Genomic DNA, 19,479 nt, shown 5'->3' on the forward strand with positions numbered 1-19,479 from the left:
AAGTTTTCTATCTGCAGCTAAATACGGGGAAAAAGCTGCAGATATTTCTTGGTAATTCTAAATCAGGGGAATTATTCAATGGTTAAGCCGGCTAGTCGGGGGTTAAACAATGGATTTCAATTATTTCAATAAAATAAGCGTAGCTTTTATTTTTCTATTTATGATTTTTACAGTATTTTCAACCACCTCTGATGCAGCTACAGATCAAGTAGCTCATCTTCAGGAAGCAGGATCAAATTTGCAATTCACTTTCCTTGAAGCTCAGATACATGTTACTATAAAAAATAATAATGATCATGCAGAATTTTTTAAAATAAGCCAACAGTATACTGGCGACGGTACAGTTACAGTAACAGGCACAGATTCTTCAGCTATTGACTGGAATGTTATTTCAACCAGTCCTCCTGCAATTAAAATGGTTAATTTTATCAACCCTGGTGGTGATTTAGGATGGGAAATAGATTCAGGTCAGACCAGAGAAGTATCATTTACTCTTGTAGAATCCAATCCACCTACACCATTTTTTATTCGTCGAGGTGATTCAAGTAATACCTTCTGGCCAATAATAAATGATCCAGGATCAACAGCTACATATTTCCTTCCCAATGAAATTGAATACTTGAATCCAAATCTTCAAGTTGTTTCATGGAGTGGGCACTTTTTCTTCTTCCTCAAAAACCTGGATTCAACAGGCCCTAGAGTAGAAGGTCTTATAAGGGCACCAATAGTTCCTATTAATTCAGTACTTACAGCTAGCAATCCTACAGTTGATTTTATCGACAAAGAAAATCCAACTGCTCAAACAGCAGGATGGGATGTTACATTGTTCCCGGGTCAAACAAAATCATATTCCTACACTTACAGTTATCCCACTGGATCGAGCGTAACTCCTGTCAACAGACAATCCGCTTCAACTAGAATAAACTCAGAAGGAAGTTCTGGTGACCCTAAAACACCAACATCTATACCCACAAAAAATACAGGGGTTCCTTATGGCCTTTTCGTTGTTGGTGGTATCGTGATAGCAGCGGGAATTGCTTTTGCTAGATATGTACGATAAATTTATTAGTTGGAAGTTTTTAATAATCAAAGAACTATGAAACTTTCAACGTTTTTCGTTTTACTTGGAATGTTAATTATCTCACTATATGGATTAATAGAAGTGAGTTACTATGCATCTGCCAACCAGCTTACTGTAAATAATACAGATACCCCTTATATAGAGATACCAAAAATTGGTGTTGATCAAGCTATAAACAATAAATCAGTTGATTATGGTATTTATCACGATCCAAAATCTGCAAAACCTGGTTTTGGAACCGTTGCCCTTTTTGGACATCGTACATTCCATGGTTCTCCTTTTTTAAACCTTGACAAACTACAAACTGGAGACAATATAACAGTTCAATGGCCCGGAATTGGTAATGTTGAATATGAGGTTGTTAATTCAACCATAGTTCCAGCTTCCTACAGATTATCAATTGAACAGGGGAATACTCTCTTCCTGGTAACATGTTATCCACTTGGATCATCAAAGGAAAGATTGATGATTATGGCTAAACAGGTTAATACATATCCTATACAGATGACCAATAAAAAATCAAACAATGATCCTCCATATGCCCTAATAATCATATTAGGTTTCTTTACAGGAGGGATGTTACTGAGTTTCATTTATCCTATTAAAGAAGAACAGTACATAATATTTTTAGCAACAATAACAATTACCATATTCCTTGTAATTGCATATATGTATCCAATTCCTCCAGATGCAATTGAATCTAAGTTATCATGGGCTAACAACCTTATAGGTGTTTAGAATGGATGTGAATGAAAAATATTTTAAAAACATATCAAATAGAGAAAGAGCAATTTTTGAGGGAGCTATAACTATGGGTGCTTTATTCCATCAGTTTATTGGTACTCCCATAAACATAAAAAGTGCGGAATCCTTAGAAAAATCGATTAAAACTGCAATGGAGCTTCAACCATGTATAAATAAGGTTGAAATAGAAATTAATAGGGACATATTAAAAAAAATAGAAAATGAATACGAATATATTTCTTTAACAGGTGAAATGCTTGATGTGAAAGTTGAGTCAAATTTCTCTGATAAAAGTGCAGTTATAAGATTGAAGTACATTTCTGAACTAAAATATCCTCTTATGTATGTTGAAGATGTTGATTAACTTTTTTAGCTTTAAAGAAGTGTTTATATATTCAGAGTAACATATTAAGTTATACAAAAGTTATTAATCAATTAGGGGTGATTATTTGGTTAACTGGGTAGCAGCATTTGTTGGATTTATATTGGCAGTTGTACTTTCAAACTTGTTTGGTTTCTTTTTAGGGTTTGTTGGTATTAACATTGGATTGTTCTTGGCAGGAATTGTTGTTGGGTTAATGGTTGGCGGCGGAATACTTCGAGGATTTGGTAATGGATTAGTTGCCGGAGCATTTGGAGCCATAGTGATTTCAATAATTCTGATAATAGGAGGAACAATAACAGCAGGACTTACAGGATTTGCTGCTACTGCACTTACAGGAATATTCCTTGTAATAGCTGTTTTCATAAGCAGCGGATTTGTTGTAGGTATAGGTGGCGCAATTGGATCCCTTATAAGTGGTAAGGACTGAAAATATTGTTTTTCATTAATTCCTATTTTTTTTAATGGGGTAAAATTATGGTTGTCATATATCCAGATATCAACATGTTCAATAGTCAGTCCTTCCTTGTTATTATCATAATATTGGTAATATTACAACTTCGCCAAAGAAGGATAAAAAGACCATTGGGATTGATGATCCTCCCTGCATTTATGTTGTTTATAACAATATTTATTGTTCAAAATATTATTTTCACAAGTTTATTGAATTTTATCCTTATCATTGCAAGTTTCATTACGGGAGTACTAATTGGAATTACACTTGGTAATTTCTTTGATGTAAAGGTAGAAAAGGATGGGGATATGTTTCTGAAGGGGTCCTTTGCTGCGGTCCTACTTTGGATTTTGGTAATAGCTCTCAAGTTTTATGGTGATAATCTATTAACTAATTCAGGATATATAGATCTTAATGTTTTGAGTTCTATGTTATTGATGCTTACATTAGGAGCAATGATAGCTCGTCGACTTTTCATTTACAACAAGTTCAGGAAGAAAATTAAAGAAATTAAATAACTTGTTAGATCAGAATAATTTCATAAAAATCCATTATCAATAATTGATTTAAATTTCTCTTTTAATTCGTGATTTAATAATTGTTGAAGCAAATAAAGCAGCTCCAAAACCATTGTCAATATTAACCACAGCAATACCTGGTGCACAAGATTGTAGCATTGCATAAAGTGCTGTGAATCCACCTTCACCAACACCATAACCTACTGAGGATGGAACACCAATAACAGGCATATCCACAAGACCCGCTACCACCGAAGGTAAAGCACCTTCCATTCCTGCAACAACTATGAGTACTTCCACCTCTTCTTCCAACATTATCCTAACTTGAGAGAAAAGTCTGTGTATACCTGCCACACCCACATCATAAGATCTTAAAACATCACAACCCACTTCTTCTGCAACTATTCTGGCTTCTTCAGCAACTGGTATGTCTGATGTACCTGCGGTAATTATACCTATCTTACCTATCTTTTTCGGGTCATGTTCTTTTACAACTAATATCCTTGCCTTTCTATTATAATTTAGTTTAAATCCCCTATCAATAAGTGGACTCAAATCTTCTTTTATGGATTGGTATCTGTCATTCTGAAGCCTTGTTACCATTATACCGTCATTATCAGCACATTTCATGACAATTTTTACGATCTCATCATTTTCCTTTCCTTCTGCAAATACAGCTTCTGGGACTCCAGTTCTAACTTCACGACACATATCCATCTTTGCAAAATCTTCTATCTCCATAATATGCATGGTTTTGAGCATTTTTTCAGCTGTTTCAGCTGATATCTCTCCATCTGAAAGTTTTTGAAGTATTTCCCTCATTTTATCACTTAAACATTGATTATTATATTAGAAAATTAAATAAAATATTATTAACAGAATAACTTTAATTTAAAACTTAAAGTAGTTAACTTTTTTATGTTAAACTTTTCAATTATACATTTTGTAAGAATAATCTAGGATTAATGTTGTAAATTTACAATATGGCGTCAAAAGATAATTTTTTTTATTTTAGATTAAATAATTTTGGAATAAATTTATAAAACAATATAGTTTAGAATAATTCAATTTTAATATTTGTCATCTACATTCCAAATATTATATACTGTTTTGGTATTGATTTCAATTTCAGATAAATATTTAAAAAAATAGTGACATACTAATAAGTATGGATTCAAGAAATCAGTTGTATGTTGTTATTTCTTTGGTGGTTATTGTTTTAATATTCAGCATCGCATATATTTACGGACCCAGCGCATCTGATCGAAGTGGTGATGAAGGAACAGAAACTCCAAGCAATATAATCATCATTACACATGAAACACTGACCTGGAACAACTCAACAATCAAAGTGGGAAATAATATAACTTGGATAAATCGAGACTTTGCAATCGAACATGAGATAGTAAGCAATACTTCAAATTATGCATTTGACAGTGGAGTTCTCAAAAATGGTCAAAGTTTCAGTTTAAACTTTACAAAAGCTGGAACTTACAATTACTATGACAAGTTACATCCCAACTTGAGTGGAATAATAATTGTTCAGCAGTAATGATAATTAATAACCAGAGAAAAATTATGATAAGAATGTAATAAGTTTATTTGCTATTTAATTATCTATAAATTAATTTTAAAGTATATATCTAACTTACATCCCATTAAATTCAGATTTAGAAAATTAAATAGGTGAAAAGATAAAGAAACTGTATTAAAACTTCTTAAGGAAATCTAAACTAATCTGAAATTTAAAACCAAATAAAACTTTAATCATATTTAGCAGGCATTTAAATAGTTCTAAGAATATATTATGAATTATTTAGTTTAAATAGGGCTTAACAAAGGGATATTATGGATAAAAATCAGTATAAATGGGGTGTTGTAATAATTGCCTGCATGGCAATTTTTATTATCGTTTTAGATTCATCTGCAATGAATGTGGCCATTACTACATTGATTGTAGAATTAAATACTACTCTATCAACTATCCAGGCTATTATAGCATTGTATGCATTAATTATTGCATCTTTAATGTTATTAGGCAGTAAAATTCAGGATATTCTTGGTAGAAAAAAGACATTTCTAATAGGATTGGTTATATATGCGATTGGTACTATTACGGCAACTCTAAGTGTAAATGCAATCATGTTAATGATTGGATGGGCTGTTCTTGAAGGTATTGGAGCTGCACTGATTTTACCTGCAACAACAACATTAGTTGGTGCTAGTTACAAGGGTAAAGATAAGGTCACTGCATTTGGAATTTGGGGAGGTATTGCTGCGATGGGTGCTGCAATTGGCCCTATAATAGGGGGAATTTTCACTACATACCTTACTTGGAGACTTGTTTTTGGTTCCGAACTTGTTTTTATTGTAATTATATTTCTATTTAGAAACTACTTAACAGAATCTAAACCGACTTTGAAATGGAAAGATTTAGATAAATTAGGTGCATTACTTTCAATTACATCCCTTATTTTAATTGTTTTGGGTATTTTATTACTCACCACACCTCAGAACTGGTCATATGTTTTGTTGTTGATAGGTTCTGGTTCTATACTATTCCTAATATTTTTATTATCCCAGAGAAGAAGAATTAATAAAGGCTTAGAGCCTTTATCTGATATAAGACTACTTAAAAACCGTGTATTTGGATTGGGTAATATTAACTCCATAATACAACAAATACCCTTAGCAGGATTTCTTTTTATCATTCCGGTATTTTTACAACAAGTAACAAAGGCAGATGCATTCACCACTGGACTTGTACTTTTACCTGCATCAATAACTATTTTAATTTTCTCTCTACTTGGAGCGAGACTTTCATCTGTTTTAGGTTCTAAATACATCTTAATGATTGGATTTATTGTTTCAGCATTGGGTTCAATAATTCTGGGAGGATCGTTCAACTTATACACACAAGCAATCGATATCGTACCTGGAACTATTGTATTTGGGGTGGGAATAGGATTTTTACTTTCCCAGCTAACTAATCTAACAATGTCAGCAGCTAGGAGTGATCAAGAAACTGATGCATCAGGATTATTTAATGCCTTTAAAAATTTAGGCTATTCTGTTGGAACCGCATTAATTGGTGTCCTGTTGTTGTTAGGAATTTTTGGTGGCCTTTCCACGTCAATAGAATCATCAGGAATAGCAGCAAATATGAGTTCAGAACAAATAGATAGTAGTTTAGTAGCGTATGTTGAAAAAATGCAGACTACTACTTTGAATATTCCGCCTAATATGGTTCCATTAGCAAATCAGATTGTGGACTCCACTATTAGTTCTGCAATGAAACACACTTTCAACATTTTGGCTCTTATACTACTTTTAGGATTCATTACGAGTATATTTTTACCATCAAAGAGAAAATCTGTCAATTAAGTAAATATGCTGAAATAAATCTTAATAAAAAGATAATTCAAATCAGGTGGTGATAATGATGAACAAAAAATTTGATGAAGATAAAGCATTTGAACAGAAGTTAAAAGGTAAAATGGGATGGAAATGTTCATGTTCATTGGAAATAGTAGATAAAAAATGTTCTTTAAAAAAGGTAGTTTGCAAAGGATGTGGTAAAGTCTTCAAGACTAATAGGGATGTTGAGTATTGCTTTGATTGTGAAAAATAGAAGATCATATAAATTAAATTAGATTAACTAAATTTTTATTTGCATTTTATAGTCTTTTAGCATATTTTAACTCTTTAAATCTGATAATAAATGTGGTTCCATGATTTTTATTGAGTTCAATTTCACCATCTATCTGATTTATCAAAGAGTTTACTAACTGTAAACCCAATGAATCTGTATTTTTGAAATCTAACTCGTCAGATAAACCTATACCATTGTCACTGATAGTTAACACATATTCCTCTTCAATAAACTTAAGAAACACCGTTATTTGACCTCCTATTCTATTTGGAAAAGCATATTTGAGACTGTTAGATATTAATTCGCTTATTATTAATCCACAAGGTATGGCTGTTTCCATATTCAACTTTATCTCTTCAATATCAATAATTTTTTTAATTTTATTTTTGTCAATGTTATAGGAATAGAACAGGTTTGAAATTAAACTTATAATGTACTCCTTAAAGTTGATATTAGTTAAATCTTCAGATTGATACAGCTTTTCGTGTATCATTGCCATTGATTTAACCCTATTCTGACTTTCTTTTAAAACATCCACAGCTTCATCATCTTCCACATAACGGCTTTGGAGGTTTAGTAGACTTGAAATAATTTGCATGTTATTTTTAACGCGATGATGGATTTCTTGGACTAGAACTTCTTTCTCTTTAACTGAATTTTTAAGAGCATTTTCAAATTCTTTTTGTTCGGTTATATCAATTGCAATAATTAAAAAAAATGAGATATTTTTATTATCCCGTATTGGGCTTATTTGGATATAGATATGCCTAATATTTCCATATTTATCTAATAACATGGATTCAAAGGGTTTAATAATTTTTTCACTTGAAATTTTATGGAAACGTTCTCTGTAAAAATTTATATTATCTTCAAATATTTTCAATTCAGTGAAATGTTTACCAACCATATTTTCCTTAGATAAACCTAGTACATTAATAGTTGCATCATTAACATCCAATATAACCCCATTGGCATCTAGCAAGATGTTATAATTTGGATCTGCTTCAAAAAGTGTTCTATATCGTTTTTCACTCTTACGCAATGCATCTTCCATTTCTTTACGTTCTTTAATTGGGTGTGTGGTAACTACAATGCCATTGATACTGGGAACGTTTGTTAAATTTTGGGAAACAGATTCTACGGGAATATAAGCGCCATTGGCTTTCCGAATTCTGAATTCTGTGGGAATTCCCGGATTTGTATAGTCAAAAACTTGTTGCAAATCTGTTTTAACTTTATCATAATCATCTGGATGAATAAAATCTAGGGGACTTTTACCCAAAAGTGATCCTTCGGGATAACCTAAAATACGTGCAGATGAAGGGGAATCAAAAATAATACGTCCTTCTTTATCAAGAATACGAATAAGATCTGATGAATTTTGAATTAATTTTCTGAATCGTTCTTCACTTTCCTTTAGGGATTTTTGGATCTTTTCATTTTCTTTTTTGGTTCTTAATGCATTTACTCCATAGGACAAATCATAGGCAAGTTCTTCTAATAATTTAACTTCTTCAGTATCAAATGCATCTGTTTCTGAAGAGTAAATTGCAAGCATTCCAATAATATTTGAATTGATTTTAAGAGGTAAACTGATTACAGATTCATATCCACGTTTATGTGCTTCATCCCTCCAAATGCTAAAATTAGGTTCCTCAAGCATATTATTAAAAATGGTTGTTTTACCTGTTCTAATGGATTTACCTACTGTACTTGATCCTCTTTTATTGTTGGCCCAAGATAGATTTGCTATTTCCAGATATCCATTTTCCTTTCCTGAATGCACAATGGGGGTGACTGATTTTTCTTTATTATCTTCAGCAAAACCAATCCAAGCAAATATGTACTGACCCATATCTACTAAAACATTGCAAATTTGTTTGAGTAATTCAGTTTCATTATTGGACCTTACCAACACTTGATTACATTCACTAATAACCCTTAAAGCCCTATTATATCTTTTTAATTTTTTTTCAGTTTTCTTGTGTTGGGTTATATCTAGGATCAATCCTTCAAGAAATAATAATTCATTCTTTTCTGAAAATATACCGCGACCCTGTTCCCATACATATTTTATTTTGTTATTGGCGGTTATTATTCGATAGGTAATTTCATATGATTTTTTCTTGTTTAAACCTTTATCTACTGCTTTTTTAACTTTACTTCGATCTTCTGGATGTATAATGGAGTTATAGGATATTTTTTTATTTAGAATTATATTTGATTCTTTATATCCTGTTAATGCATAACATCCACTACTTACAAATTCCATTGTCCAATTTTGATCATTTTTACAGTGATAGGCCATACCTGGAAGGTTATCCATTAATTTTGGAAGCATTTCTTTATTTTCATTTAATTTTTTGTTTATAATATTAATGGTATTGTTAAATGCAGTTCCATTTAGAGGCTTCAAAATATAGTAGTCAGTTTCGGTTAAAAGTGATTTTTCTATGAATTTTTCATCACATTTATCTATTAGGTAGATTATTGGGAACTCAAAATTCTGTTTAATCTTATTAGCAGTTTCTATTTCATTTATTTTATCAACATTAATAGAAATTAGAACTATATCTGGATTAAATAGATTTAATTCTTTTAAAACTTCTTTACCAAAGTAAACTACTCTAATATCTTCATACCCTAAGTATTCGATAGCAACTCGAATTTCATTAGCGCTTATTGTATTGTTTTCAACAATTATAATCCTGTTACTAATCATGGAAAAACTCCTGAAGCCCCTAATTGTTGAATAATGTATGTTGATGTTTATATAATAATTTTTAGTTAATCGGTTTAGTTAAGAATGAAAATTATCGCTTTTTTAACGCATTTTGATTTCATATATGTAGATTTATATAGTAATTTTAAATCATTTTTGAATATGTTCAGTTATTTATATTTAAATTCATTATATATTCTATTGAACTCACAAATTATTAGGATAATATTTGAAATATTGCTGATTTTTATATATGATTCCTTTTTTAATCCAAATATTTATATATCATAAAATCCTATTTCATGTTGTCGGAAGTAGGTTTCCTTTTTCCGGTAGAAGATATGATCTTAAAAAAAAACTTGAAGAGGGGTTTGAATGGTAAGAAAAATAGCAATATACGGAAAAGGTGGAATTGGAAAGTCCACAACCCAACAAAACACAGCTGCAGCAATGGCATATTTCCACGATCAAAATGTCATGATCCATGGATGCGATCCAAAGGCAGACAGCACAAGGCTGATTTTAAGGGGAAAAATGCAAACCACCATGATGGATACCCTTCGTGATTTAGGTGAAGAAGCATGTACTCCTGAAGCAATTATTGAAGAGGGATTTGAAGGAATTAAATGTGTTGAATCTGGAGGACCAGAACCAGGAGTTGGATGTGCAGGCCGAGGTGTTATTACTGCAATTACGTTAATGGAAATGCAAGGTGTTTATGATGAAGATTTAGACTTTGTATTCTTCGATGTATTGGGTGATGTTGTATGTGGAGGATTTGCAATGCCAATACGAGATGGTAAAGCAGAAGAAATTTATGTTGTTGCATCAGGGGAGATGATGGCACTTTATGCAGCGAATAACCTCTGTAAAGGTATGGTTAAATACGCTGAACAAAGTGGTGTGCGTCTCGGAGGAATAATATGTAACAGTAGAAATGTGGATGGGGAACTCCAATTGCTTAAAGATTTCTGTGACAAACTAGGCACCCAGATGATCCATTTTATTCCAAGAGACAACATTGTGCAGAAAGCAGAATTCAACAAAAGATCTGTTATTGAATTTGATCCTGAATGCAACCAAGCCAATGAATACAAAGAACTGGCAGATAAAATAATCAATAATAAAAACTTTGTTATACCTAAACCAATGACAATGGATGAATTAGAAGATTTAGTTCTAAAATATGGTCTAATGGACTAATCTTAAAATGGAAGTGGATTTATGAAAATGATAAGAGCAATTGTAAGGCCTGAGAAGGTTGAAGAAGTGGTTGATGCGTTGGATAATGCAGGATACGTGGCTCTGACCAAGATGGATGTTATAGGGAGAGGTAAACAGAAGGGTATCCAACTTGAGAACATTTACTATGATGAGATACCCAAAACTATGCTGCTGCTTGTAGCTGAAGATGATGTAACAAAAGAAATTATTGAAATAATTGCAGAATCATCCTTTACAGGAAATTTTGGAGATGGAAAGATTTTTGTTAGTCCTGTTGAAGAAGCTTACACTGTTAGAACTAGGAGCAGTACATTATAGTTCCTTAAAACAAGTAATTTGAATAAGATTAAGGAGAGGGTATTTATGAAGGAAATAATGGCCATTATACGCCCTAAAAAAGTAACAAAAACAAAAGAAGTTTTGGATTCTCTTGGATTCCCTGCAATGAATGCAATCAGGGTCATGGGGAGAGGTAAGCAAAGGGCGATCCTGAATGAAATCAGCTTTGAAATAAATGAACCAGAACTTTTAGATATGGAAGGTTCGATGCGTTACATTCCGAAGAGGATGTTGGCACTTGTTGTACCTGAGGAGGATGTTTCACTGGTTGTGGAGGCCATAATGAAGGTAAACCACACAGGGCAGATAGGGGACGGTAAGGTGTTTGTATGTCCAATAGAAGAAGCTTTAAGGGTTCGAACAATGGAAAATGGAGATGAAGCAATTTCCTGATTACATTAAACGACTTACAGTTAGTTAAAATAAATTTTAAAATTAAAGATTGATCAATATTTGAAAAAAATGTCAGAAATACATTATTAGAAAATAAAAAAAGTTAATTAATTTATTAGGAGAGTTAAAATGCCTTACAAGCTTTTAAAAGTAGATAAAGAAATTCCTGAAAGGGAAAAGCATGTATATGTAAAGCACTGCTCTGACCCTGAGGATCAAATACCAAATTGTAACACAAAGACCATACCAGGGTCCATGTCAGAGCGGGGATGTGCATTTGCAGGTGTAAAAGGAGTTATTACTGGAGCAATAAAGGACGTAATTCATGTTGTGCACTCTCCAATTGGATGTACAAGTTATGGGTATGGGACAAAGAGATACCCTACCTCTCCTGATCTTCCTAATGGTGAAAAGTTTCCAATAGATAACTTCAACCTGAAGTATATTCTGGGCACTGATCTCCAGGAATCTGATGTAGTGTTTGGTGGAATGAAAAAACTTAGACAATCTATTATTGAAGCTCACAAAGAATTTCCAGAAGCCAATGCAATTTACGCATATTCAACATGTACTACTGGATTAATTGGGGATGATATGGATGCAGTAGCTAAAGAATTAACAGAAGAACTAGGAACTAAAGTTGTTGCATTTAATGCTCCCGGATTTTGCGGACCTAGCCAGTCCAAGGGGCATCATGTTGGAAATCTAACCCTTTTTAATAATCTGGTTGGTACCAAAGAACCGATAGAAACCACGCCTTATGATGTGAACCTAATTGGAGAATATAACATTGATGGTGACTTATGGGTTATTAAAGAATATTTGGATGAGATGGGAATAAATCTTCTGAGTAAATTCACAGGAGACTGTAGTCATGATGAGATATGTTGGATGCACCGAGCTAAATTAAGTCTCGTAAGATGTCAAAGATCTGCAACATATATCGCAGACTTAATTGAAGAAAAATACGGTGTTCCATATATTAAAGTTGACTTCTTCAGCACAAAATACTGTGCAGAAAACCTCAGAACAATTGGTAAGTACTTTGGTCTTGAAAAAGAGGCCGAAAAGGTAATTGAAGATCGTATGAAAATAGTGGGACCAGAACTGGAATTTTACAAGAGCAAACTTCAAGGAAAACGGGTTTTTATATTTTCAGGAGGACCAAAAAGTTATCACCTATCCAAACCCCTTGAAGATGAGCTTGGAATGGAAACAGTTGCAGTTGCATCCCAGTTTGAACACAAAGACGGTTTCGAGAAGATGAAGAGCAGGGTTAATGATGGAACCCTTATTATGGATGATCCCAATTCATTGGAATTTGAAGAGATAATTGAAGAATATAAACCTGACCTGATACTTGCAGGTGTAAAAGAGAAATACTTGGCTATTAAATTGGGTGTACCTTGTTTACTTATACATTCATATGAAAATGGGCCATACATGGGATTTGAAGGATTTGTTAATCTGGCAAAGGATATGTATTCTAATATATACAGTCCTGTTTGGGATTTGCTTGAGTTTGAGGATCATGTTGAAGAATTCGGAGCTGAAGGAGTAAAAATTGAAAGTGGAACAAATTCTGAGGAATCTGATGGAATTAAAGAACCAAAAAATAGGGGAGAGGCATGATGAGTTGTATTAATGTTATGGAAAAGGAAAGGAATGTCATAATAAATCCCCTTAAAACATGTCAACCATTTGGTGCCATGTTTGCTGTTACGGGTATAAATAAAGGATTTCCAATAGTTCATGGATCTCAAGGATGTTCAACATTTGTAAGGTATGGTTTTGCACGTCATTTTAGGGAACCATCTGAAATAGCTGTTACATCCCTTCATGAGGATGCGGCAGTATTTGGTGGTAGAAATAACCTTGTAAAAGGTATCGAAAATCTTGCAGTGAGATTTAAACCAGATCTCATTGGAGTTATAACAACCTGTTCCAGTGAAATTATAGGTGATGATGTTTTTGGATTTGCTGATACTGCAAGAGAAAATATAAAAAAACGAATGGGTGAAGATTCTAAAAAAATAGAAGTTATTCCAATAAACACTCCAAGTTTTGTTGAAACCCACTACAAAGGTTATGACAATGCAATTAAAGCAGTTGTGAACCATTTGGCCCGTAAAAATGAACCAAATGATAAAGTCAATATAATACCGGGAATTGTGAATCCCGGAGATGTCAGAGAATTAAAACATCTCATTGATATGATGGGATTAGAAGGGATATTCCTCACAGACATCTCAGATCCTTTTGATGCACCACTTAGACCTTCCAAAACTACTATGAAACCTTTTTATCCAAAAGGAGGAGTATCAGTTGATGATATCAGAGATTCTGCCAACAGTTTAGGAACAGTCTCAATTTGTAAATATGCAGGTTCTGGAGCAAAATCACTTGAAAAGGAACATAATGTTCCTGCAGCAATAAACTCACCACCAATTGGTATCCAAAACACAGATCAATTCCTCAGAGAACTTAAAAAATTCACTGGCAATGATATTCCCGACAAACTTCTCGATGAAAGGGGCATACTCATTGATTCAATGGCAGATAACGCTTCAAGATATCTGTTTGGACGTAAAGTAGCAATATATGGTGATCCCGATATTACAACAGGAATTGCACGTTTCGTTGGCGAGCTTGGAATGGAACCTACAATGGTTTGTACAGGAGTAAAAGGTCCTGAATTTGCCAAGGACATGGAAAAAATTGCTAAAGAAACAGGAAGCAATATTGATGTCATGGTAGGCCAAGATCTCCGTGCTGTGGAAGTTTATTTAAAGGAAAATCCAGTTGATATTATGATTGGTAATTCGGATGGAAGGTTAATAGCTCTGGATCTAGGAATACCTCTAATAAGGGTCGGATTTCCAGTTTATGATAGGGTGGGATACCAAAGACAGCCAATACTTGGTTATAATGGAGGATTGTATCTTATGGATCTAATCACCAACACGATACTAGAGAAATATTATGAACCAACACACTGGAAGCTTCAGCAATAAATATCTAAATTTGTTATAACTGAAATAATCCGTAATGTTAGATTAAATTGAAAATAGTAGTTAAATAGAGGTAAAAAAATGGAACCCATTATTAAAACGTTTGAGTCACGTAAAAAACACATGTGTGTAAAGGGGGAAGGAATTTCCATCCCTACCTGTGATAAAGCCAGTTTACCTGGCACAGTAACACAGAGAACATGTGTGTTTGGTGGTGCAAGAATTGTTTTAATGCCAATTACAGATTCAATTCACCTTGTACATGGCCCAATTGGTTGTGCAGCATGTACATGGGATATTAGGGGAAGTAAATCCTCAAGAGAAGATTTATATAAAAAAGGATGTTCTACAGACCTTAAAGAGAAAGATATTATCTTTGGGGGAGAAAAAAAGCTTTATGAGACTATAATGGAGCTCAATAAGATTTATAGTCCTGGGGCAATATTCGTGTATGCAACATGTGTTTCAGGTATCATAGGGGACGATATCAAGGCAGTATGTAAAAAATCAGAAGAAACAACAGGATGCAGAGTTATACCCGTTCAATCCGAAGGATATCAAGATCATAATAAAACCAAAGGACATTGGATAGGGGGTGATGCATTACTGGATTATGTAATTGGAACCAAAGAACCTGAAAAAACAACACAATTTGACATAAATATTGTTGGTGAGTTTAATGTAGCCGGAGATCTCTGGGGAATAAAACCCCTAATCACTGCAATGGGTGTTAATATAATTAGTACATTAACTGGAGATTCACATGTGGATGAGATAGCCCAGGCACACCGAGCTAAGCTGAATATAGTTCAGTGTCAGAAGTCGTCTAATTATGTTGCCAAAAAAATGGAAAAGAAATATGGAATACCTTTTATAAAGGTTAATTTCTTTGGTCTTGAGCAAACTGTGAATTCATTAAGGGAAATTGCTGATTTTTTTGGAAACCCTGAAATGATGTTAAGAACCGAAAAGATAATTGAAACTGGATTAAAAGAAGTTGAACATAAAACTGATGAATATAAAGAGAGATTAACAGGGAAAACTGTGGCATTGTATGTTGGAGGCAATAAAGCATGGTCTCTTGTAAGGGCATTTGAAGAATTGGGTGTGGATGTTATGATGTCTGGAACCAAGAATGGAATAAAAGAAGATTATGAAAGAATTAAAGAAACTGTAAAAGATGGTACAATAATTGTTGATGATGCCAATTCAACAGAATTAGCCAGACTTCTTAAAAAATACCGGCCTAATCTCCTTATATCTGGTGCTAAAGAAAAATATATTTCATTAAAGCTGGGAATTCCATTCTGTGATTTTAATCATGATCGCATATCTGCATTTGCAGGATTCAAAGGTTTTGTAAGCTTTGCACGGGAAGTTGATGCTTCTGTTTCAAGCCCAGTATTCGATCTTACATCCAAAAATTTGAGGGAGGAATTAGATGCATCAAAATAAAAAGTTTTCAGTAATAAACCCCTCTAAAATGTGTCAGCCCATGGGTGCAATACAGGCTCTTTTAGGAGTAAATGATGCAATGCCCCTTATACACGGGTCTCAAGGTTGCAGTACATACATGAGGTTTCAGCTCACAAGACATTTTAGAGAACCAATAGAAGTTGCATCAACTTCAATGAGTGAGAAAACTGTGATATATGGAGGAGAATTCAATTTAATGAAAGCATTAAAAAATATAACAGAAAAACAATCTCCAAATATCATAGCTGTTACATCAAGCTGTCTCACTGAAACAATTGGAGAAGATATGGAAGGGATAATAGCAAAATTCAACGAAGCAAATTTTGATAAAGATTTGCCGATAATTATACCTATATCAACTCCAAGTTATGTTGAATCACACGTTGAAGGATATAACCGAACCATAAAAGCTCTTGTGAAACATTTAGCTTCTAAATCAGTACCAAATGGTAAAATAAACATCATTACGGGTAACATATCTCCTGCAGATGTGAAGGAAGTTAAAGAGATACTAAACAACCTAAACATCGAAAGTATCATTTTAACTGATACATCAGAAAATCTTGATGCACCATTATCAGAATCAGCTTTGAATCTGTATAAAGATGGTACAACCATAGAAGAAATTGAAGATACAGCTAATTCACTGGGTACTTTTGCATTGTCTAAACATGCAGATTCAGCAGGAACATATCTTAATAAAAAATTTGGAGTTAAATCTATATCTGGACCAATTCCACTTGGTATTGACAATACAGATTCATTTATAAATTCTGTATGTAAACTCGGAGATCTTGAAATTCCTGAATCAATAGAAAAAGATCGTGGCAGGTTACTAGATGCTATGGTAGACGCACATTCATACAATTATCACCGAAAAGTTGCAATATTTGGAGATCCTGATTTTGTATCAGGGATGGCACGTTTCACATCTGAAATGGGAATGATACCAACTGTACTATGCACAGGAAGTAGAAGCCAAAGATTCATTGGAGACATAAATGTAATTGCCAATGAAAAAGGATTTAAGCCGGTTATTTTGGCTGGTGGGGATCTATATGATATGCATCGAGAAATTAAAATAGCTGGTGCTGATGTGTTAATTGGAAATTCATATGGGACCCATATTGCTCATGAAGAGGGTATTCCACTCTTTAGAACAGGTTTTCCAATATTTGATAGATTAGGGGCACAGCGAATAGCTACTTTGGGATATAACGGCGGTATAGAATTTGTTGATAGATTAACAAACACTTTACTTGATTTTTACTACGATGAATCAGGGTATGAGATGGTTGATGAAGAATCAGAAGAAACAATCAAAAATGAGTTATTTGTGAGGGAGGAGGTTTAATTGAAAATAGCAGTAGCATCAACCGATGGTAAAATAATAGACTTGCATTTTGGAGATGCAGATCAATTTTTAATTTTTAAAATCAAGAATGGGGAAGGTATATTTCAGGAAATACGGAAGAAAACAGAAATTCCTCTTAACAATCATCAAGAACGTTGGGTTGCATCAATAGACCTCATAACTGATTGTAAGGCAGTTCTTTGTAACAAAATTGGAAATGAACCTACAGTTGAACTTAGGAAATTGGGAATTAAACCAATACAGCTTGACTGTGATGTTAAAGACGCAGTTAAAGAATGTTCTGAGCATTTATTGGGTTAATTATGAATTTAGAATAAGATTTGGGGGGAATAAATTTGATTACGGTAAATATAATTCTTGATCATGATAAATGTCAGGGTTCAGATTGTGGGGTATGTGCATATGTATGTCCAACAAATGTTTTTTCTATTAAAGAAAATAAAATATGCGTAAATTCTCCTCAGTACTGTAAGTTATGTTACGAATGTCTAGAATTGTGTCCAAGTAGGGCTTTAGAACTTAATAAGAATGAAGGAAATTTCTTATAATGTTTTTATTTTTTTTTATTTACCTAAATAAGGGAGTTCATTTACATCTAATAAATTTTTTTTATTTTCTTAAAAAAAGTATTTGAATATTTATTCTTCAAATTTGAGCAAAAGTTAAAATGTTTATTCAGCCAAATATTGGATAGGAAAATAGATCTATTTAATTAAAATGTGAGGCTAATATCCAATTATTAGTCTTACTAATTAAAATGTAACAATACTAAGGGAAACGAACATGATAACTGTTAACGAGAAATTATGCAAGGGATGCAATATTTGCAAGGAATTTTGCCCCCATAATGTTTACGAAGAATCAAAAACCCTTAATAATAAGGGAATTAATGTGCCTTGTCCTAAAAATAAAGAAAATTGTACAAAGTGTGGATTATGCACCCTTATGTGTCCGGATCAAGCAATAAAAGTGGATGATGAGAATGAAGACTGAAAAATACTTTATACAAGGTAATGAAGCCTGTGCAAGGGGAGCTATAAAGGCAGGATGCAGGTTTTTTGCGGGTTATCCCATAACTCCTTCGACTGAAATAGCCGAGGATATGGCAGTTTTCCTACCAAGGGAAGGTGGAACATTTATTCAGATGGAAGATGAGATATCGGCTCTTGGGGCAGTAATTGGTGGTGTTTGGGGCGGTATGAAAGGAATGACTGCTACATCCGGACCTGGATTTTCTCTTATGCAGGAGCATATAGGATATGCTGCTATGACTGAAACTCCACTGGTTATTGTGAATATGCAAAGGGGCTCACCATCAACTGGACAGCCTACAATGGCCTCTCAGAGTGATATGATGCAGGCTAGATGGGGATCCCATGGAGATTATGAGATAATTGCTCTATCTCCTGCGTCTGTACAAGAATGCTTTGATTTTACAGTCATGGCTTTTAACCTTGCAGAAAAATATAGGGTTCCTGTAATGGTAATGGCTGATGAGATTGTTGGCCATATGCGTGAAAAGATAAACATACCTGAAAAAACTGAGATAATTGCTAGATCCATGCCGGATGAGGATCCATTAACCTTTTTACCTTACAAATCGGAGCCGGATGGAACATCCGATATGCCTGCGTTTGGTGATGGATATAAACTTCTTATTACAGGTCTTACACATGATGAACGAGGTTATCCGGATGCATCAAGTCCAAAATCTCATTCAAAACTTGTAAACAGGCTTTGCAATAAGATACTTGCTAAAACCGATGAAATTGCAATGGTAAAAACCATGTTTACTGAAGATGCCGATGTTCTTATTGTATCTTATGGTGCACCATCAAGATCTGTTAGCACAGCTGTTAAAAAAGCAAGGGAAGATGGTGTAAAAGCAGGTTTTATAAAACTTGAAACTGTATGGCCATTTCCTGAGAGCATGCTATTGAGTGCTGCTAAAAATGCCACTAGAGTTATTGTAGTTGAAATGAACCTAGGCCAGATTTTTTATGAGGTTCAAAGGGTATTAAGAGACCATAATGTTGAAAATCTCCCAAAGATAGGTGGAGAAATGCATAAGCCCGATGAAATACTTGAAAAAATTGAGAAAGGCTGAT

21 protein-coding genes are annotated in these 19,479 nt (G+C 33.6%); 19 read left to right on the top strand and 2 right to left on the bottom strand.

The genetic code is table 11. From position 1 onward, the window contains the following. Positions 1-109 precede the first annotated feature (109 nt). The 5 genes from K8N75_RS04260 (at position 110) to K8N75_RS04280 (ending at position 3,179) form a co-directional block, all read left to right on the top strand. Positions 110-1,060, top strand: a complete 951-nt coding sequence (locus K8N75_RS04260; protein WP_223790870.1) for a hypothetical protein — start codon at positions 110-112, stop codon at positions 1,058-1,060. 102 nt (positions 1,061-1,162) lie between these two features. Next, entirely contained in the window at positions 1,163-1,819 is a 657-nt protein-coding gene (locus tag K8N75_RS04265; RefSeq protein WP_223790871.1) for a class E sortase, read from the top strand. Position 1,820: 1 nt separating this feature from the next. Next, positions 1,821-2,189 (top strand): dihydroneopterin aldolase family protein, encoded by a 369-nt coding sequence (locus K8N75_RS04270; protein WP_223790872.1) that lies wholly within the window; start codon positions 1,821-1,823, stop codon positions 2,187-2,189. A gap of 85 nt (positions 2,190-2,274) precedes the next feature. Next, a complete protein-coding gene (locus K8N75_RS04275; protein ID WP_223790873.1) occupies positions 2,275-2,637 on the top strand; it encodes a DUF5518 domain-containing protein in 363 nt (120 codons plus the stop codon). Between the two features lie 47 nt (positions 2,638-2,684). Then, positions 2,685-3,179, top strand: coding sequence for a CcdC protein domain-containing protein (locus tag K8N75_RS04280; protein ID WP_223790874.1), 495 nt, complete (start codon positions 2,685-2,687; stop codon positions 3,177-3,179). Between the two features lie 48 nt (positions 3,180-3,227). On the opposite strand, the gene larB is transcribed toward K8N75_RS04280, so the two are convergent. Further along, on the bottom strand, positions 3,228-4,001 hold the full coding sequence (gene larB / locus K8N75_RS04285; protein WP_223790875.1) for a nickel pincer cofactor biosynthesis protein LarB: 774 nt from the start codon (positions 3,999-4,001) through the stop codon (positions 3,228-3,230). 346 nt (positions 4,002-4,347) lie between these two features. Here larB and K8N75_RS04290 point away from each other — a divergent pair, with 346 nt between their 5' ends. From K8N75_RS04290 to K8N75_RS04300, 3 genes are all read left to right on the top strand, one after another. Continuing rightward, complete coding sequence (locus K8N75_RS04290; RefSeq protein WP_223790876.1) at positions 4,348-4,731, top strand: cupredoxin domain-containing protein; 384 nt, start codon at positions 4,348-4,350, stop codon at positions 4,729-4,731. A gap of 296 nt (positions 4,732-5,027) precedes the next feature. Beyond that, the gene (locus tag K8N75_RS04295; protein WP_223790877.1) at positions 5,028-6,563 is read left to right on the top strand and encodes an MFS transporter; all 1,536 of its coding nucleotides are present in this window, start codon (positions 5,028-5,030) and stop codon (positions 6,561-6,563) included. 55 nt (positions 6,564-6,618) lie between these two features. Beyond that, positions 6,619-6,810 carry a hypothetical protein gene (locus K8N75_RS04300; protein WP_338038021.1) on the top strand — a complete coding sequence of 64 codons (192 nt, stop codon included), beginning with the start codon at positions 6,619-6,621 and terminating at the stop codon, positions 6,808-6,810. 46 nt (positions 6,811-6,856) lie between these two features. Here K8N75_RS04300 and K8N75_RS04305 read toward each other — a convergent pair whose 3' ends face one another. Continuing rightward, the gene (locus K8N75_RS04305) at positions 6,857-9,553 is read right to left on the bottom strand and encodes a PAS domain S-box protein (RefSeq protein ID WP_223790878.1); all 2,697 of its coding nucleotides are present in this window, start codon (positions 9,551-9,553) and stop codon (positions 6,857-6,859) included. A gap of 375 nt (positions 9,554-9,928) precedes the next feature. Here K8N75_RS04305 and nifH point away from each other — a divergent pair, with 375 nt between their 5' ends. From nifH to K8N75_RS04360, 11 genes are all read left to right on the top strand, one after another. Further along, positions 9,929-10,756, top strand: a complete 828-nt coding sequence (nifH, locus tag K8N75_RS04310; RefSeq protein WP_223790879.1) for a nitrogenase iron protein — start codon at positions 9,929-9,931, stop codon at positions 10,754-10,756. A gap of 21 nt (positions 10,757-10,777) precedes the next feature. Next, positions 10,778-11,095, top strand: a complete 318-nt coding sequence (locus K8N75_RS04315) for a P-II family nitrogen regulator (protein WP_223790880.1) — start codon at positions 10,778-10,780, stop codon at positions 11,093-11,095. A 45-nt stretch (positions 11,096-11,140) separates the two neighbouring features. After that, entirely contained in the window at positions 11,141-11,509 is a 369-nt protein-coding gene (locus tag K8N75_RS04320) for a P-II family nitrogen regulator (RefSeq protein WP_223790881.1), read from the top strand. A 129-nt stretch (positions 11,510-11,638) separates the two neighbouring features. Then, positions 11,639-13,141, top strand: coding sequence for a nitrogenase subunit alpha (locus tag K8N75_RS04325; RefSeq protein ID WP_223790882.1), 1,503 nt, complete (start codon positions 11,639-11,641; stop codon positions 13,139-13,141). Then, positions 13,141-14,523, top strand: coding sequence for a nitrogenase component 1 (locus K8N75_RS04330; protein WP_223790883.1), 1,383 nt, complete (start codon positions 13,141-13,143; stop codon positions 14,521-14,523). Before K8N75_RS04325 ends, K8N75_RS04330 begins: the two co-directional genes overlap by 1 nt. 78 nt (positions 14,524-14,601) lie before the next feature. Further along, positions 14,602-15,975, top strand: a complete 1,374-nt coding sequence (gene nifE, locus K8N75_RS04335; protein ID WP_223790884.1) for a nitrogenase iron-molybdenum cofactor biosynthesis protein NifE — start codon at positions 14,602-14,604, stop codon at positions 15,973-15,975. Beyond that, on the top strand, positions 15,962-17,350 hold the full coding sequence (locus tag K8N75_RS04340; protein WP_223790885.1) for a nitrogenase component 1: 1,389 nt from the start codon (positions 15,962-15,964) through the stop codon (positions 17,348-17,350). The genes nifE and K8N75_RS04340 overlap by 14 nt, the downstream gene beginning before the upstream one ends. Next, positions 17,351-17,671 (top strand): NifB/NifX family molybdenum-iron cluster-binding protein, encoded by a 321-nt coding sequence (locus K8N75_RS04345; protein WP_223790886.1) that lies wholly within the window; start codon positions 17,351-17,353, stop codon positions 17,669-17,671. Between the two features lie 35 nt (positions 17,672-17,706). Next, positions 17,707-17,919, top strand: a complete 213-nt coding sequence (locus K8N75_RS04350) for a 4Fe-4S dicluster domain-containing protein (protein ID WP_223790887.1) — start codon at positions 17,707-17,709, stop codon at positions 17,917-17,919. Between the two features lie 235 nt (positions 17,920-18,154). Continuing rightward, a complete protein-coding gene (locus tag K8N75_RS04355; protein ID WP_048189769.1) occupies positions 18,155-18,364 on the top strand; it encodes a 4Fe-4S dicluster domain-containing protein in 210 nt (69 codons plus the stop codon). Then, complete coding sequence (locus tag K8N75_RS04360) at positions 18,354-19,478, top strand: 2-oxoacid:acceptor oxidoreductase subunit alpha (RefSeq protein WP_223790888.1); 1,125 nt, start codon at positions 18,354-18,356, stop codon at positions 19,476-19,478. Before K8N75_RS04355 ends, K8N75_RS04360 begins: the two co-directional genes overlap by 11 nt. Position 19,479 lies beyond the last annotated feature (1 nt).

Source organism: Methanobacterium spitsbergense (genome assembly GCF_019931065.1).
Lineage (GTDB): Archaea > Methanobacteriota > Methanobacteria > Methanobacteriales > Methanobacteriaceae > Methanobacterium_B > Methanobacterium_B spitsbergense.

What these genes read in the sequence shown, in the direction of transcription:
- K8N75_RS04260 (WP_223790870.1), top strand. Translation starts at nt 110, where the DNA reads ATGGATTTCAATTATTTCAATAAAATAAGCGTAGCTTTTATTTTTCTA.
- K8N75_RS04270 (WP_223790872.1), top strand. Translation starts at nt 1,821, where the DNA reads ATGGATGTGAATGAAAAATATTTTAAAAACATATCAAATAGAGAAAGA.
- K8N75_RS04280 (WP_223790874.1), top strand. Translation starts at nt 2,685, where the DNA reads ATGGTTGTCATATATCCAGATATCAACATGTTCAATAGTCAGTCCTTC.
- larB (WP_223790875.1), bottom strand. Translation starts at nt 4,001, where the DNA reads ATGAGGGAAATACTTCAAAAACTTTCAGATGGAGAGATATCAGCTGAA.
- K8N75_RS04290 (WP_223790876.1), top strand. Translation starts at nt 4,348, where the DNA reads ATGGATTCAAGAAATCAGTTGTATGTTGTTATTTCTTTGGTGGTTATT.
- K8N75_RS04295 (WP_223790877.1), top strand. Translation starts at nt 5,028, where the DNA reads ATGGATAAAAATCAGTATAAATGGGGTGTTGTAATAATTGCCTGCATG.
- K8N75_RS04300 (WP_338038021.1), top strand. Translation starts at nt 6,619, where the DNA reads ATGATGAACAAAAAATTTGATGAAGATAAAGCATTTGAACAGAAGTTA.
- K8N75_RS04305 (WP_223790878.1), bottom strand. Translation starts at nt 9,553, where the DNA reads ATGATTAGTAACAGGATTATAATTGTTGAAAACAATACAATAAGCGCT.
- nifH (WP_223790879.1), top strand. Translation starts at nt 9,929, where the DNA reads ATGGTAAGAAAAATAGCAATATACGGAAAAGGTGGAATTGGAAAGTCC.
- K8N75_RS04315 (WP_223790880.1), top strand. Translation starts at nt 10,778, where the DNA reads ATGAAAATGATAAGAGCAATTGTAAGGCCTGAGAAGGTTGAAGAAGTG.
- K8N75_RS04320 (WP_223790881.1), top strand. Translation starts at nt 11,141, where the DNA reads ATGAAGGAAATAATGGCCATTATACGCCCTAAAAAAGTAACAAAAACA.
- K8N75_RS04325 (WP_223790882.1), top strand. Translation starts at nt 11,639, where the DNA reads ATGCCTTACAAGCTTTTAAAAGTAGATAAAGAAATTCCTGAAAGGGAA.
- K8N75_RS04330 (WP_223790883.1), top strand. Translation starts at nt 13,141, where the DNA reads ATGAGTTGTATTAATGTTATGGAAAAGGAAAGGAATGTCATAATAAAT.
- nifE (WP_223790884.1), top strand. Translation starts at nt 14,602, where the DNA reads ATGGAACCCATTATTAAAACGTTTGAGTCACGTAAAAAACACATGTGT.
- K8N75_RS04340 (WP_223790885.1), top strand. Translation starts at nt 15,962, where the DNA reads ATGCATCAAAATAAAAAGTTTTCAGTAATAAACCCCTCTAAAATGTGT.
- K8N75_RS04355 (WP_048189769.1), top strand. Translation starts at nt 18,155, where the DNA reads ATGATAACTGTTAACGAGAAATTATGCAAGGGATGCAATATTTGCAAG.
- K8N75_RS04360 (WP_223790888.1), top strand. Translation starts at nt 18,354, where the DNA reads ATGAAGACTGAAAAATACTTTATACAAGGTAATGAAGCCTGTGCAAGG.